General features: G+C 72.8%; 17 protein-coding genes and 1 other RNA gene. 11 read left to right on the top strand and 7 right to left on the bottom strand.

What is annotated here, in order from left to right:
* Window positions 1-642 carry an SIMPL domain-containing protein gene (locus AC1DWJ_RS13035; RefSeq protein WP_457252341.1) on the top strand — a complete coding sequence of 214 codons (642 nt, stop codon included), beginning with the start codon at window positions 1-3 and terminating at the stop codon, window positions 640-642.
* Between the two features lie 2 nt (window positions 643-644).
* Window positions 645-1016 (top strand): thioredoxin, encoded by a 372-nt coding sequence (gene trxA / locus AC1DWJ_RS13030; RefSeq protein ID WP_457252342.1) that lies wholly within the window; start codon window positions 645-647, stop codon window positions 1014-1016.
* Window positions 1017-1026: 10 nt separating this feature from the next.
* Here trxA and AC1DWJ_RS13025 read toward each other — a convergent pair whose 3' ends face one another.
* The 3 genes from AC1DWJ_RS13025 to AC1DWJ_RS13015 all read right to left on the bottom strand — a co-directional run bounded on the left by AC1DWJ_RS13025 (window position 1027) and on the right by AC1DWJ_RS13015 (window position 4005).
* Window positions 1027-1404, bottom strand: a complete 378-nt coding sequence (locus AC1DWJ_RS13025) for a hypothetical protein (RefSeq protein ID WP_457252343.1) — start codon at window positions 1402-1404, stop codon at window positions 1027-1029.
* 70 nt (window positions 1405-1474) lie between these two features.
* Entirely contained in the window at window positions 1475-3172 is a 1698-nt protein-coding gene (locus tag AC1DWJ_RS13020) for an alkaline phosphatase family protein (RefSeq protein ID WP_477620956.1), read from the bottom strand.
* The gene (locus tag AC1DWJ_RS13015) at window positions 3169-4005 is read right to left on the bottom strand and encodes a CDP-alcohol phosphatidyltransferase family protein (protein ID WP_477620955.1); all 837 of its coding nucleotides are present in this window, start codon (window positions 4003-4005) and stop codon (window positions 3169-3171) included. Before AC1DWJ_RS13015 ends, AC1DWJ_RS13020 begins: the two co-directional genes overlap by 4 nt.
* Before the next feature lie 91 nt (window positions 4006-4096).
* On the opposite strand from AC1DWJ_RS13015, the gene AC1DWJ_RS13010 reads away from it, so the two are divergent.
* The 7 genes from AC1DWJ_RS13010 (at window position 4097) to AC1DWJ_RS12980 (ending at window position 9822) form a co-directional block, all read left to right on the top strand.
* Window positions 4097-5158 (top strand): zinc-dependent alcohol dehydrogenase, encoded by a 1062-nt coding sequence (locus tag AC1DWJ_RS13010; protein ID WP_477620954.1) that lies wholly within the window; start codon window positions 4097-4099, stop codon window positions 5156-5158.
* A gap of 14 nt (window positions 5159-5172) precedes the next feature.
* Complete coding sequence (locus tag AC1DWJ_RS13005; RefSeq protein WP_477620953.1) at window positions 5173-5562, top strand: 6-pyruvoyl trahydropterin synthase family protein; 390 nt, start codon at window positions 5173-5175, stop codon at window positions 5560-5562.
* A gap of 10 nt (window positions 5563-5572) precedes the next feature.
* Window positions 5573-6727 carry a glycosyltransferase family 4 protein gene (locus tag AC1DWJ_RS13000; RefSeq protein WP_477620952.1) on the top strand — a complete coding sequence of 385 codons (1155 nt, stop codon included), beginning with the start codon at window positions 5573-5575 and terminating at the stop codon, window positions 6725-6727.
* Between the two features lie 74 nt (window positions 6728-6801).
* Window positions 6802-7812, top strand: coding sequence for a lysylphosphatidylglycerol synthase transmembrane domain-containing protein (locus tag AC1DWJ_RS12995; RefSeq protein WP_477620951.1), 1011 nt, complete (start codon window positions 6802-6804; stop codon window positions 7810-7812).
* A complete protein-coding gene (locus AC1DWJ_RS12990; protein WP_457252350.1) occupies window positions 7805-8524 on the top strand; it encodes a RibD family protein in 720 nt (239 codons plus the stop codon). The genes AC1DWJ_RS12995 and AC1DWJ_RS12990 overlap by 8 nt, the downstream gene beginning before the upstream one ends.
* On the top strand, window positions 8511-9164 hold the full coding sequence (locus tag AC1DWJ_RS12985) for a GTP cyclohydrolase II (RefSeq protein WP_457252351.1): 654 nt from the start codon (window positions 8511-8513) through the stop codon (window positions 9162-9164). The genes AC1DWJ_RS12990 and AC1DWJ_RS12985 overlap by 14 nt, the downstream gene beginning before the upstream one ends.
* Window positions 9165-9198: 34 nt before the next feature.
* On the top strand, window positions 9199-9822 hold the full coding sequence (locus AC1DWJ_RS12980; RefSeq protein WP_457252352.1) for a hypothetical protein: 624 nt from the start codon (window positions 9199-9201) through the stop codon (window positions 9820-9822).
* 7 nt (window positions 9823-9829) lie between these two features.
* On the opposite strand, the gene AC1DWJ_RS12975 is transcribed toward AC1DWJ_RS12980, so the two are convergent.
* Both AC1DWJ_RS12975 and ssrA read right to left on the bottom strand, forming a co-directional pair.
* Window positions 9830-10654: a phosphatase PAP2 family protein gene (locus tag AC1DWJ_RS12975; protein WP_457252353.1), complete on the bottom strand. Its 825-nt coding sequence runs from the start codon at window positions 10652-10654 to the stop codon at window positions 9830-9832.
* A gap of 163 nt (window positions 10655-10817) precedes the next feature.
* Window positions 10818-11184, bottom strand: a transfer-messenger RNA (tmRNA) gene (gene ssrA, locus AC1DWJ_RS12970).
* Window positions 11185-11418: 234 nt separating this feature from the next.
* On the opposite strand from ssrA, the gene AC1DWJ_RS12965 reads away from it, so the two are divergent.
* A complete protein-coding gene (locus AC1DWJ_RS12965) occupies window positions 11419-12060 on the top strand; it encodes a fasciclin domain-containing protein (RefSeq protein WP_457252354.1) in 642 nt (213 codons plus the stop codon).
* Between the two features lie 122 nt (window positions 12061-12182).
* On the opposite strand, the gene AC1DWJ_RS12960 is transcribed toward AC1DWJ_RS12965, so the two are convergent.
* Both AC1DWJ_RS12960 and AC1DWJ_RS12955 read right to left on the bottom strand, forming a co-directional pair.
* Window positions 12183-12920, bottom strand: coding sequence for a CAP domain-containing protein (locus AC1DWJ_RS12960; protein WP_457252355.1), 738 nt, complete (start codon window positions 12918-12920; stop codon window positions 12183-12185).
* 62 nt (window positions 12921-12982) lie between these two features.
* Window positions 12983-13366 (bottom strand): winged helix-turn-helix transcriptional regulator, encoded by a 384-nt coding sequence (locus tag AC1DWJ_RS12955; protein ID WP_457252356.1) that lies wholly within the window; start codon window positions 13364-13366, stop codon window positions 12983-12985.
* Between the two features lie 89 nt (window positions 13367-13455).
* On the opposite strand from AC1DWJ_RS12955, the gene AC1DWJ_RS12950 reads away from it, so the two are divergent.
* Complete coding sequence (locus AC1DWJ_RS12950) at window positions 13456-14085, top strand: NAD(P)-dependent oxidoreductase (RefSeq protein ID WP_457252357.1); 630 nt, start codon at window positions 13456-13458, stop codon at window positions 14083-14085.
* Window positions 14086-14226: the final 141 nt, after the last annotated feature.

Raw genomic sequence — 14226 nt, 5'->3', positions numbered from 1 at the left:
ATGACAGGACACAGCGGGTCGGGGGGTGGCGCTGCCCACGTCGAGGTCACCGGTTCCGGGACCGCGTCGGCCGCCCCCGACGTCGTCCGGGTGCGCGTCGGGGTGCGGTGCGAGGCCGACGACGTCACGTCAGCCCTGGCCGACGCGGGGAGCCGCGCCCAGTCCCTCGCCCAGGCGGCGCGCGACCACGGGGTCGCGGACGCCGACCTGCGCACCACGGGCACCGGGGTCCACCCCCGCCACGACCGCGAGGGGGTCACCGTCGTCGGTTACACGGCATACCAGAGCCTGTCGGTGACGGTCCGCGACCCGGCCCTGGTCGGGAGCCTCGTCGAGGCCTTCGCCGGCGCCGCCGGCAACGCCCTGACGATCGACCACCTCGGGCTCGAGCTGGCGGACTCCGCCCCCGTGCTCGCGCAGGCGCGGGAGGCGGCGTTCACCGACGCACTGGGCAAGGCGCAGCAGTATGCCGCGCTGGCCGGTCGCACGCTCGGGAAGGTTGAGCGGTTGTCCGACGTTGAGCGTGGTGGAGCCCAGCCCCGGTTCGCCATGATGGCGGCCGGCAAGGCAGCAGACCTGTCCGTCGAGCTGGGCGAGAACTCGGTGACCGCGACCGTCGTGGTCCGATGGGAGTGGACGTAGAGATGGCTAGCACGACGCTGACGGCGGAGAACTTCGAGAAGACGATCCTCGAGGGCGGCACCGTCTTCGTGGACTTCTGGGCCGAGTGGTGTGGGCCGTGCAAGCGGTTCGGACCGGTCTTCGAGAGCGCGTCCGAGCAGCACGCCGACGTCGTGTTCGGCAAGGTCGACACCGAGGCCGAGCAGGCCCTCGCGGCCGCCGCCAACATCACCTCGATCCCCATGCTGATGGGTTTCCGCGACGGCATCCTCGTCTTCGCGCAGGCCGGCGCCCTCCCCGCGACCGCGCTCGAGGACGTCATCACGCAGGTCAAGGCGCTCGACATGGACGCCGTGCGCGCCGACATCGAGTCGCAGAAGGCCACCCAGTCGTAACGACCGCAGGCTAGGCCGCTCGACTCCCGACCACGGGCCGGTGCGCCCGAGCCGCGACGAGCAGGCTGGCGCCGACGGCGATGCACACCACCTCGGAGACGGCTGCTGCGTACACGGCGAAGCCCTCCCAGTGGGAGTGCACGCCCATCAGGCCCACGGTCGTCGAGATGACGAACGCCCCCAGCGTCGACAGGCCGAAGCCGAGCGTGAGGAAGGCGGGCACCCAGTGCTGCCACGTCAGCAGCAGGATCGCGATGACGACCCCGGCCACGACGTTGACGAGGAACGCTGGGCCGACGGACTGGTCCCGCACCCCACCGAACCAGAGCTTGAGGTGGACCGCGGCCGACACGACCAGCGCGACCGCTCCCAGTGCATGCCACTTCATGTGACCTCCCTTGCCGGCCGAGCCTGGTGCCGGCCTCCACCCTTGATGACGGGCCAGCCCGCGCCGGGGTTCAGCGTGGTGCAGCGACCGGTGTGCCGGGGGTCGGGCCGAAGGCGGTGAGCACCCGGTCGCGGAACCCATCCATCCGCCAGACCGGCGCCGCCGCAGTGGGGCGCATGCCTGCCTGCCATCCCCACCCTGTGATGCGCTGGGTCACCGCGGCGTCGTGGGCGACGAGGGTGACGGGCACCCGGTGGCTCGCCCGGGGGCCCGAGACGACGGTCGAGGGCTGGTGGTCGCCGAGCAGCACCAGCACGAGGTTCGGGTCGTGGGCCCGTTGCACGAGCTGCACGAGGCTGGCGATCGAGTAGGAGACCGAGTCGGCGTAGGCCGCCCGCACCGAGGCCGGGTCGCGCCACACCTGCGCCCTGGTGGCGGCCTGGTCACGGATCGGCCCGAACACCGACCCGTCGCCGAGGGAGTCCCAGTCGACGAGCCGCGGCAGCGGTGCCCACGGGACATGGCTGGTCACGAGGTCGATCTCGGCCATGACGGGGGCGCGGGGACGGGCAGTCAGCTCACGGTCGGCGAAGGCCTTGAGGGTGTACTGGTCCGGCATGGTGGCGTAGCCGAACCGTGGCCCCGCGTACCCGACGTTGCGGGCGTCGTAGACCTGGTCGTAGTGGTAGAACGACCGCGCCTCGGGCCAGTCCTCCCGGTTCGACGGGACATCCACCACCGTGCGCCACCCGGCCCGGCCGAAGGCCCCACTCAGGGTGAGCCGGTCGCTCGCCATGAGCTGGTCGTACCGCCGCTGGCTGTCGACCCAGACCCCCGACTGCAGGGTGGAGTGGGCCAGCCAGCTGGTGCCCCCGAAGGTGGGCGAGTCCAGCCAGGCGCTCCGGGTGGAGTAGCCGGCCGCTCCGAGCGCGCTCGTGGCCCGGTCGAGCGCGGGTGCGACCCCAGCCGGTGCCGGCCGGCCCGTGACGGCGACCTCGCCGTAGCTCTCGACGAAGACGAAGAGCACGTCCTTGCCGCGCAGCCCGGTCAGCAGTTCCGCCGCGGGCGCCCGCGCGAACGGATCCGTGGCCACGGCGCGGTCGAAGGTCGCGCCGTCACGCAGCGCCGCGTGCACCCTGGTCACGTGGTCGCCGACGAGCCCCACGGACGAGGTGGAGGCGAGCGGCAGTCCCGGCGCGACCTGGACCTGGGTCACGGCCGCCACCAGCCACACCGCGCCCATGACGACGAGCGCGCGAGCCCATCCGCGCGGATGCCGGTCGAGGTGTGGCTCGAACCGGCGCACCAGGGCGCCGGTCGACCAGGGCACGACCGCGAGCAGCAGGATGACGATGGCCACGGACCCGACGAGCGCCGCCGTCGCGCCGGACCGGCCCACCGAGTCACCGAGCAGGTCGCGCGCGGACCGCAGGTAGGTCCAGTCGGCCACGAGGTCGAACGGGCGGCGCAGCGCCGTGGTGAAGCCGATGTCGAGGAGCTTCACGAGGGTCACGACACCGAGCAGGGCCCCGACGACCAGCGCCGCCCGACGGCGCCACGACCCCCGGACCACGAGGAGCAACAGCACGAGGAGGATCGGGTCGACCGGCAGCCGGAGCAGCCAGGTGAGCGGTTCGTCGGTCGGGTCGTCCGGTGCCACGAGCACCACCCACACGGCGAGGAGGGGCAACAGCGCGACCGCCAGCGCGCCGCGGCTGCGGAGTCGACTCCCCCGGCTCGCCTTGTCGATGGCGCCGGTCGAGCTCACGGAGTGGCCTGGACCCGCGGCCCGGCACCGACCTCCACCACGACGACGCTTGGCAGCACCTCCACGGGGCGCTCACCTGCACGGGTCGATCGGGTCGCCCGCGCCCGCCACAGCTCTGCGCCCTGGGTACCGAACGACCACGCGAGCAGGACGAGCGCCAGCACGGCGAGACCGACCAGCGCCGGGCGGGGCAGGACCCGGGCGGTGGCCAGGGTGAGCACGATCCCCTGCATCGCCGCAACTGCCTTGCGCCAGTAGCGCGGTGGGACCTCGCCGCCGAGCCACGGCGCAGCCCAGGTGGCCCCCACGAGCAGGTAGCGGAAGAGGCCGATGGCCACCACCCACCAGCCGAGCACCAGCGAGGCAGCGACGCTCAGGACCAGGATCAGCCAGGCGTCGACCTCCATGTCGAGCCTGGCGCCGAGCGCCGACGCCGTCCCGGTGCGTCGGGCGACCCAGCCGTCGAGGGCGTCGAGCGAGAGGGCCACGGACGCGAGCAGCACCAAGGAGGTCCGCGCGGGGTGGGCGGACGGGCCGGTCAGCGCACGGTCGAGGACCGAGCTCGTGGTCAGCGCCGCCACGACGCAGGCGAGCGTGCCGCGCGTGACCGTGACGTGGTCGGCGGGTCCGAGGCCCCGCCGACCGCGGCGGGCCAGCGCCCGCACCAGGACGACCCAGCCGACCCCAGCACACGCGACGGCGACGAGCACCCCTGCGGCTGCGGCCAACCCTGCCGACCCCGTCGGTCCGGGTGCCAGCGCCAACAGAAGGACGCCGAGCAGCGCCGACTGCGCGGCCATCGGCACCACCGGGACTGCACTCCTGCCCACCACACCTCCAGTCTCTCCAGCCTGACCCTAGGACGGCACAGCCGACCCGCCAGTTCACCCGGGCGGCATACCGGCCGATCGCTAGGGTGGGGCCGTGTCCGGGTCTGCACTCGCGTACTGGCTGACCGCACCGGGGGTGGGCGAGCTCCGGCCCGTGACGGTGCCCTCACCCCGTCCGGACGAGGTCCTCGTCCGGACCGTCAACTCCGCCGTCAGCCGAGGCACCGAGACTCTCGTCTTCGAGGGCCGGGTCCCCGAGAGCCAGTACGCCACGATGCGGGCACCCTTCCAGGAAGGGGACTTCCCCGGACCGGTGAAGTACGGGTACCTCACCGTCGGCATCGTCGAGCAGGGGCCCGCGCACCTGCGTGGCCGGCTGGTCTTCTGCCTCCACCCCCACCAGACGAGGTTTGTCGTGCCGGCCGACGCCGTCGTGGTGGTACCCGACGGCGTGCCTCCCGAACGGGCCGTCCTGGCAGGCACGGTCGAGACAGCGGTCAACGCCCTGTGGGACGCTGCGCCACTGGTGGGTGACCGGGTCGCGGTGGTCGGGGCAGGCATGGTCGGGTGCTGTGTTGCGCGCCTGTTGTCCGGCATCCCCGGCGTCCGCACGACGCTCGTCGACATCGACCCCTCCCGGGCCGGGGTGGCGGCTGCCCTCGGTGTCGACTTCGCGCTGGCCCCCGACGCCGGGTCGGTGCCCGGGGCCGGGTCGGTGCCCGGGGCCGGCGCTCACGACCTCGTCGTGCACACCAGCGCCACCTCCGAGGGTCTTCGGCTGTCCCTGGCCCTCCTCGCCACCGAGGGCCAGGTGGTCGAGCTCAGCTGGTACGGCGACCGCGAGGTCAGCGTCGGGCTCGGCGGGTCGTTCCACTCGGGGCGGCTCACCATCCGGGCCAGCCAGGTGGGCGCGGTGTCCCCGGCCCGGCGCTCCCGCCGCACCACCACGGACCGGCTCTCGCTCGCCCTGGACCTGTTGAAGGACCCCGCCTTCGACGCCCTCGTCACCGGGCGGTCGGCCTTCGATGAACTCCCGGCCGCCATGGCCCGTCTCTCGGACGGGAGCCTTCCGGCGATCTGCCACCTCATCACGTACGACAGCACCGACCACCACACCGACGACAGCACCGACGACAGCACCGACCACCAGGGGTAGGCACCGTGTTCAGAGTGACCGTGCGGGACCACATCATGATCGCCCACAGCTTCCGCGGCGAGGTCTTCGGTCCGGCGCAGTCGCTGCACGGCGCCACCTATGTCGTCGACGCGACCTTCCACCGCGCCGACCTGGACGACGACGGCATCGTGGTGGACATCGGCCGCGCCGGTGAACAGCTCCGGGCGGTCCTGGCCGACCTCAACTACCGCAACCTCGACGAGGACCCCACCCTGACCGCCGGCAACACGACCACCGAGGCCCTGGCCAGGCTGGTCGCCGACCGCCTCGCCGCCCGCGTCCACGCCGGCGACCTGGGTGCCACGGCCTCCGGGATCAGCGCGATCACGGTGACCCTGGCCGAGTCGCCCGTGGCCTGGGCGAGCTACGAGCGCGGACTGTGAGCGCGCTGCCGTGAGGACGGTGCACGTCGTCGTCCCGGACTCCGTCGACGACCCAGCCCGTCCGAGCGGCGGCAACACCTACGACCGCCGCGTCTGCGCGGGCCTGCAGGACCTCGGGTGGGCGGTGCGCCTGCACCCGCTCCCGGGGCGCTGGCCCCATCCGGACGCGAGCAGCCTGGCCGGCCTCACCCGCACCCTGGCGTCCCTGCCGCTGGGCGCCGTGGTCCTCCTCGACGGACTGGTCGCCTCGGGGAACCCCGCTGTCCTCCTGCCAGCGGCACGGCGGCTGCGGCTCGTCGTGCTCGTGCACCTCCCGCTCGGACACCCCCTCGCGGTCGAGGCGGCCGGCCGGAGCCCGGGTGAGGCGAAGTCTGCGGCGGCCGAGGGCGAACGGCTGGTCCTCCAGGCTGCCGCAGCGGTCCTGACGACGAGCCGCTGGACGACGCACTGGCTCCTGGCCTCCTACGACCTCGACCGCAACCGGCTGCACGTGGCGAGACCGGGAGCCGACCGGACCCACCCCGCGACGGGCACCTCCTCGGGCAGCGCGCTGCTCAGCGTCGCGGCAGTGGTGCCGGCCAAGGGCCACACCGAGCTGCTCGAGGCCCTCGCGTCGTTGGGCGACCGATCGTGGCGGCTCGTGATCGCCGGCGCCCTCGACCTCGCCCCCGACCACGTCGCTCACCTCCGCGAGAAATGCAGGGAGGCGGGCCTCACCGACCGCGTCACCTTCGCCGGCCCCTTGGCCGGCGCGGCGCTCGATCGCGAGTATGCCGCCGCCGACCTCGTCGTCGTGGCGTCACGGATCGAGACGTACGGTCTCGTCGTGTCAGAGGCGCTGGCGCGAGGGCTGCCGGTGGTGGCGACCGCGGTCGGTGGCGTCGCAGAGGCAATGGGTGCCGTCCAGGGCACCGGTCGCCCGGGACTCCTGGTCGACCCCGGAGGCGACGGCCTGGGGACGGCCCTGCGGTCCTGGCTCGACGACGCGACCCTGCGGGACCGGTTGCGCACGGCAGCACGCGAGCGCAGCAGCACCCTGGAGCCGTGGTCGGCCACTGCACATCGCGTCTCCGACGTGCTGTCCGAGGTCGCGGGAGGGCGCTCACCCCAGGGCGCGGTCGGCCGGGACGAGACGCCTCACCCCGTGGACGGGGCGCTCCGGTGAACCGCAGCCACGCGGCATACGTAGGTCTGGGTGCAGGGCCACACCGAACTCCACCTGATCTCGAGGGGCGCGCCATGACGCTGACCGAACGCTCCGGCGACCCGGCGCGCGCCGCGGACGGGCTGGCGACCACGGCCCGCCGACTGGCCCGCTCCCCACTGGCGCGACGGCTCGGCGGCGGGGCCGTCCTCGGCTTCCTGGTGTGGCGGCTGGGGGTCGAGCAGTCAGTGCGCGCGCTCGGCGCCATCGACGCACGAGCGCTGGCTGCGGCGCTCGTCCTCACCGCCCTGACCACCTTCTGCTGTGCCTGGCGGTGGAGCCTCGTGGCCGCCGCCCTCGGTGCGCAGGTCCCGCTTCGAACGGCGGTGGCCGCGTGCTACCGCTCGCAGTTCCTCAACACGGCAACCCCGGGTGGCGTCCTCGGCGACGTGCACCGGGGTGTGCGCCACGGTCGCCGCACGGGCAGTGCCGCGAGGGGCCTCAGGTCCGTGCTCATGGAGCGGTCCGCCGGTCAGGTGGTGCAGGCCGGCATGGCCCTCGTGGCCCTGTCGGTGCTGCCCTCGCCGGTGCGGTCCTCCGTCGCCTGGGCGTGGGCGGCCGTCGTCGTCATCGCCCTCTGCGTGGGCCTCGCAGGACGGTCGGGTCGGCGGCGCGGCCGGGACGGGCTCGGGTCCGCGTGGATGGGCGAAGTCCGCCGCGGTGTGCTCGCCCGTCGCACCGGGCCGCTCGTTGCCCTCGCGTCGGCGCTGGCCGTCGCGGGTCACGTGCTCACCTTCCTCGTGGCGGCACGCACGGCCGGGTCGACCGCCTCGGCGACCCGGCTCGTGCCCTTGGCGTTCGTCGTGCTCATCGCGATGGGGATCCCGGTGAACATCGCCGGGTGGGGTCCGCGGGAGGGAGTTGCGGCGTGGGTCTTCGGAGCTGCGGGACTGGGCGCAGGAGCCGGCCTGTCCACGGCCGTCGTGTACGGCGTGCTCGTCCTCGTCGCGAGCCTTCCCGGTGCGGCCGTGCTGGTGGTGGCCCACGGGCGAGCGCGGCCACGTCCGGCTGTCGGTCGCGTCGCCGAGGAGGTCGCCCGTGGCTGACCGTCCCTACACCCTGCTCAGCTGCAGCATGTCGATGGACGGATACCTCGACAGCGCCACACCCGGCCGGCTGGAGCTCTCCAACGCGGCCGACTTCGACCGGGTCGACGCCGAGCGGGCCCGGTGCGACGCGATCCTCGTCGGGGCCGCCACGATCCGCAATGACAACCCCCGCCTGCTGGTCCGCTCAGCAGAGCGGCGAGCGGACCGCGTCGCCAGGGGCTGCCCGCCGTCACCGGTGAAGGTCACCGTGACGAACGGTGCCGACCTGGACCCCGGGGCCGAGTTCTTCGCCCCTGGCGAGGTCGAGAAGCTGGTCTACTGCCACACGAGCGCGGTGGACGACGCCCGTGCCCGCCTCGACGGTGCGGCGACCGTCGTCGACGCCGGCGACCCCGTGACGCTGCGCTGGGTCGGTGAGGACCTGGCGCGGCGGGGGGTGGGGCGGCTCATGGTGGAAGGCGGTGGTTCGGTACTCACGCAGCTGCTCAGCGAGGACCTCGCCGACGAGCTCCAGCTCGCGGTCGCGCCCCTGTTCGTGGGCGACTCCCGCGCCCGCCGGTTCGTCGGCGACGCCCAGTTTCCTTGGTCGCCCGGCCGTCGGGCAGACCTCGTGGAGGTGCGCCACATCGGCGACGTGGCGCTGCTGCGCTACGCCCTCTCACCGCGCTTCGACCAGCGCCGGACGGGTGGACGCCATGGGTCTTCGTGACGCCACGATCCGTGCGCAGGTGAGCATCCCCCTCACCCTCGCCGACGGCCTCCACACGACCGCGCGGGCCTTCACCTTCACCGGCCTGCACGACGGTCGCGAGCACCTCGCCCTCGGGCTGGGTGGCTGGGCGCATCGGCCGGTGGCCGAGTCCACGCTCGAGCGGCCTCCACTCACCCGGGTGCACAGCGAGTGCCTCACCGGTGACGTCCTGGGCAGCCGACGCTGCGACTGCGGCCCCCAGCTCGACGAGGCCCTCCACCGCCTGGCCGAGGAGGGCGGGCTGTTGCTCTACCTCCGGCAGGAGGGACGCGACATCGGCCTCTACGCCAAGCTCGACGCCTACGTCCTCCAGGACGAGGGGCTCGACACCTTCGAGGCGAACCTCGCCCTCGGTTACGAGGAGGACGCGCGCGACTACACCGCCGCCGCCCAGATGCTCAGGGCGCTCGGCGTGACCCGGGTGGCGCTGCTGACCAACAACGCCGACAAGGTCGCCCAGCTCGAAGGGCTCGGGGTCGACGTGGTCGAGAGGGTGCCGACTGCCGTGCACCGGTCCGATGCCAACGGTCGCTACCTCGCGACCAAGCTGCTCAGGCAGCCCGCGCCGCCCGCGCCGCCCGACCTGCTGCACGGGTGAACCACGCGGGCAGGGGCGCTGGCAGACTGCACCCATGACGTCGTGGTCCATCCAGGCCTTGGGATGGGCAGGCTCCGCCCTGCTCATCTTCTCCCTCCTCCAGCAGCGCGTGCTGCGCTTCCGGATCCTCAACCTGACGGCGAGCTGCACGCTCATCGTGTTCAACGCGTTGCTGCACGTGTGGCCGATGGTCGCCATGAACACCGTCACCGCGGGCATCAACATCTGGATGATCACCAAGCTGCTGCGTGAGCGGGGCGACGAGTCGGTCTACGAGGTCGTCGCGGTCGGACCGGACGAGTCGTACCTCCAGCACTTCCTCAAGGTGCAGGGTGCCGACATCCGCAAGTACTTCCCGCAGTTCGACGCCGGGGCCCTGGGCGCGGGCCGCAGCGCGTACCTCGTCGAGCGCGGCAACGAGACGGTCGGCGCCGTCGTCGTCCGCGACGCCGGGGACGGCGTGGCCCAGGTGGAGCTCGACTACGTGACGCCGCGCTTCCGCGACTTCTCCCCCGGCGAGTTCGTCTATCGGAGCAGCGGACTGTTCCGCGGCAAGGGGATCCGCCAGATCGTCACGCCCCCGGGCATGGTCAACCCCTACTACGCCCGGCTGGGATTCCGGGAGGAAGGCGACCACTGGGTCGCCGACCTCGCCTGACCCGACCTCAGCCGACCGGCGCCGGCTCGACGCTCTCCCGCGGCGCCACGCGGCGCACCGTCAGGAACAACCGGTGCGCCGTGACCACCGCAGCCGCCCACCCGAGCCCGAGCGCCCAACCCGCCACCACGTCGGTCAGCCAGTGGTGCCCGAGGAAGACGCGGGACAGTCCCATCGTCAGGACGAAGACCGCCCCGACGGCGACCGCGGTGGTGCGCGCCCACGCCGAGTCGAGCCGTCGCAGCAGCAGGTAGACGAGGACCGCGGTGAGGACCGTCGCGTTGAGGGTGTGGCCGCTCGGGAAGCTCGGTGAGGTCTCGTAGGGCGGCACGGCCTGTGCCAAGGGCGGACGGGCCCGCCCGATCAGCGCCTTGCCGGTCGTCGTCATGGCCAGCGAGCCCGCGGCCGCGATCAGCACGAGCACCAGCGGGGTGCGCGAGCGCCACCGCCAGACCATCAGGAGCGTCAGCACGGTGGCCACGATCGGCATCCCCACCGGGCCACCGACGTCGGTGTACAGCGTGACCGCGTGGGCCAGCCCGGGCGACCGCCAGGCGATGGCCTGGTCGAGGACGGGCTGGTCCAGCCCCGCGATGCCGTCGGCCTCGGTGACCGCGTCGTAGACCTCGGCCGCCACCGCGGTGAGTGCGACCGCGACGGCTCCCCCGACCAGGGCCGTCACGACGAGGACGAGGTGCGCGGCGCTCCACCGTGCGAGGTCGACCGCGTGCCCGACGACCCAGTCCGCGAGGCGACGACCCGCCGGGGTGCGCCAGTCGGTCAGGTCGCGGGAGCCGATCCGCTCCTCGGCGGGGGTGTCGTCGCGCAGCATGAGCCCATCCTCGCAAAGCCGGCCCGGCGGCATACCCACTGGCCTGCGGCGATGCCAGTATGCCGCGGGGTCGGCGACCGCGCGTGACCGCGCCCCGGGCACCACGAGAGCCCGGTCGCGAACGACCGGGCTCCGGGGCTGAACTGACGGGTGAACACCGCGGTGGTGGAGGTGGCGGGAATTGAACCCGCGTCCACTGACGGGAATCCAGGACTTCTCCGGGTGCAGTGCGCTGTGGATTTTCTCGGCCCCAGTGCTCGCACGCACACGTCCACTGACAGGCCCAGTCGAGTAAGAGTCCCGCGCAGTCCCCCGACATGACTGCGCAGCAAGTTCTCTAGCTGACGCCAGACACTGAGTCGAGAACTAGCTCAGGCTGACGGACTTCGGAGCTCGCTCAGGCGGCGAGGGCGAAGTCGGTGCGCTTGGAATCGGCACCTATTGGTTTGCCAGGATCGTTAACGAGATAACCGGGCATCCTCGACCCGCTTCCCCTGAAATGCCGACCAATGTCGAAACCGATCACCCCCGTGCTCCTGCGAGTGCAGGGGTGTTCACACGTCCACTGTTCAGTTGGTGCTGCTCTCACAGCCTACCGTCCAACGCCGACGGGCCCGCACGCATTTCCCGGCCAGCCTTGTCCAAGGTTTGTCCAATCCAGGCCCCCGGTGGTGCCGAATCCCCGGCGCAGGGTCCGGAGGTGCGGCCAGCGGTGACCGTGCGTCCGGGACCACCACACCGCAGTGGATTTCTGGAGGACAAGCATGTTCGCTCGACGCTTCATGACAGCGGTGGCGGCCCTCGGCCTCGCCGGCACGGCCGCCCTGGCCGGAGCACCATCCGCCTCGGCACACGGGTGGGACCATTCCGCCACGGGCACACGCAGCCTGGCCGCGCTGCTCGCCCGGGACGGATCCGGCTTCGACCGCAACTGGAACGACTTCGACATCGTCGACAACGCGGTCACGGCAGTACTGACTGCCAAGCCGGGCTCGGCCGTCGGGGTCCTGGCCGACGGGACGGTCGCCCTCACGGCGTTCCTGCCCACCGACCGGGCCTTCCGCCACCTCGCGTCCGACCTCACCGGCAAGCACTACAGCTCGGAGACAGCGGTCTTCGCCGACGTCGCCTCCCTGGGCATCGACACCGTCGAGGCGGTGCTGCTCTACCACGTCGTCCCCGGGGCGACGGTCACCTACCGCCAGGCGCTGGCTGCCGACGGCGCGACCCTCACCACGGCGTCCGGTGGCACCGTCCAGGTCGACGTGGTCGGCCGGTGCGTCGTCACGCTCGTGGACGCCGACCCCAGCGACCGCAACCCCTTGGTCGTGCGGGCCAACCTCAACAAGGGCAACGCCCAGATCGCCCACGGCATCTCCGAGGTGCTGCGACCGCTCGACCTCTGAGCGGAGCAACCGACCGGGTCGCGGGCGTACAGCGGGCACCCGCGGCTCGGTCAACCGCGGCTCGGTCAACCGCGGCTCGGTCAACCACGGCTCGGTCAACCACGCGGCTCAGGCAACCGCCGTCAGCCCCCGAAGTCCTGGGTCCAGTAGTGGCCGTACGAACCGCCGGTGGCATGGCCGACCCCGAGGGCCGTGAACGAGCAGTTGAGGATGTTCGCCCGGTGTCCGGAGCTGGCCATCCACGACTTCATCACGGCAGACGCGGTGGTATGCCCCGCGGCGATGTTCTCGCCGATCGTGCTGCCCCGGTAGCCCGCCGCCCGGATGCGGTCGGCGAAGGTGCGCCCGTCCTTGCTGGTGTGGGAGAAGTAGTCCTTTGCGGCCATGTCGGCGCTGTGTCGCTGCGCGGCGCTCTGGAGCGCGGAGTTCGCCCGGACCGCACCGCAGCCCGCCTTCGACCGCTCGGAGTTCACCAGCGACAGGACCTGCCCCGCGACACCCCCACCGGACGGTGGCTTGGGTGCCGGCTTGGGTGCCGGCTTCGGAGCGGGCTCCGGCGTGGGCGTCGGAGCGGGCTTCGGGGTGGCCCGCGGTGTGCTCGTGGCCGGCTTCGTCCGCGACGCCGACGGACGAGCCGTCCGGGTGGTGGTGGTCGGACGGGTGGTCGTGGTGCTCGTGGTCGGCAGGGCCGTCGAGGTCGTGGCCGCCGAGCTCGTGGTGGACCCGGCCCCGGTCGGACCTCCCGCTCGGTCCGCCCCGTCGGTGCAGCCGGTCAGCGTTGTCAGGGCCAGGGCCACTGCAGCCAGGGCTGCGGCACGGCGGGCGGGGCGATGGGCCAGGCGTCGTGCGATGCCGGTCACGGGGGATCTCCTCGAGCGGGGAGCGTGGGGGCGGCGGCTGCAGGCGCGACCGGTCGCCCAACCTACGCTCCTTGCGCCTCGAAATCGTCCCTGGCGGCCACGATCTGGCCGACGTGGGCCTCGGCCCAGTCCGTGAGCACGGCGATGGGTCCACCCAGCGAGACCCCCAGATCGGTGAGCGCGTAGTCCACCCGCGGTGGCACCTGCGCGAACACCGTCCGGGTGAGCAGCCCGTCGCGCTCCATCGCGCGCAGGGTCTGGGTGAGCACCTTGGGCGCCACCCCACCGACGCGCTGGCGCACTGCGGTGAACCGCAGCGGACCGTCGACGAGGGCGCCGATCACCAGGACCGTCCACTTGTCACCGATCCGGTCGAGCACCACCCGCGTGGGGCAGTCGGGGTCGAAGGCGTCGCCCCGCTCGAAGACTGCACGCTTGGTAACCATGAGGTACTTATAGCACGTTGAAGTGCTCAGTTACCAATAGTTACTGTCGAGCCGACCCAGCAACCCCCAGTCCGATGAAAGGCATCACCATGACGAAGACCCCCCAGCTGAAGATCGCCCTGTTCGGCGCCAGCGGCATGGTCGGCTCCCGGATCGCCGCCGAGGCCGTCGCGCGCGGCCACGCGGTCACCGGCTACACCCGCCGCGGCGGCGAGCTGCCGTCCGGCGTCACGGCCGCCACCGGCGACCTCGCCGACGAGACCACGGTCAAGGAAGCCGCGACGAGCCACGACGTCGTCCTCTCCGCGACCGGCCCGAGCCGGACCGGCGAGAGCCACGAGCCGTGGCTCGACTCCGTCCGGAACCTCGTGGACCACGCCGTCGGGGCCCGGGTGCTCTTCGTGGGTGGCGCCGGCTCGCTGCTCACCCCCGAGGGCACCCGCCTGCTCGACACCCCCGGCTTCCCGCCGGAGTATGCCGCCGAGGCCACCTCGGGCGCAGCCGCCCTGGAGCTCTTCCGGGCGGCTCCGGAGGACCTGGACTGGACCTTCGTGTCGCCGGCCCCGGTGATCGCGCCCGGCGAGCGCACCGGCAGCTACCTCGTCGCCCTGGACTCCCCGGCCGGCGACTCCATCAGCGCCGAGGACTACGCGGTGGCCCTGGTCGACGAGCTCGAGCAGCCGCGCCACCGCGGCGAGCGGTTCACCGTCGCGAACTGACTCCCGCGGCATACCCCTGGGTCGGCCCGTCCGCATCGCGGGCGGGCCGTCTCACTTGTCGGGACCTCACTAGGATCGGGGCACCCTGCCCGTCCCCCGTGCTCCTCGAACTTCGCCGGCTCCCACCACCTCCCGGGTGCC

This window comes from Pedococcus sp. P2_D7 (genome assembly GCF_056404295.1).
Note: the sequence above shows the minus strand (reverse complement) of the source record. Positions and strands in the feature narration are given on the sequence as shown.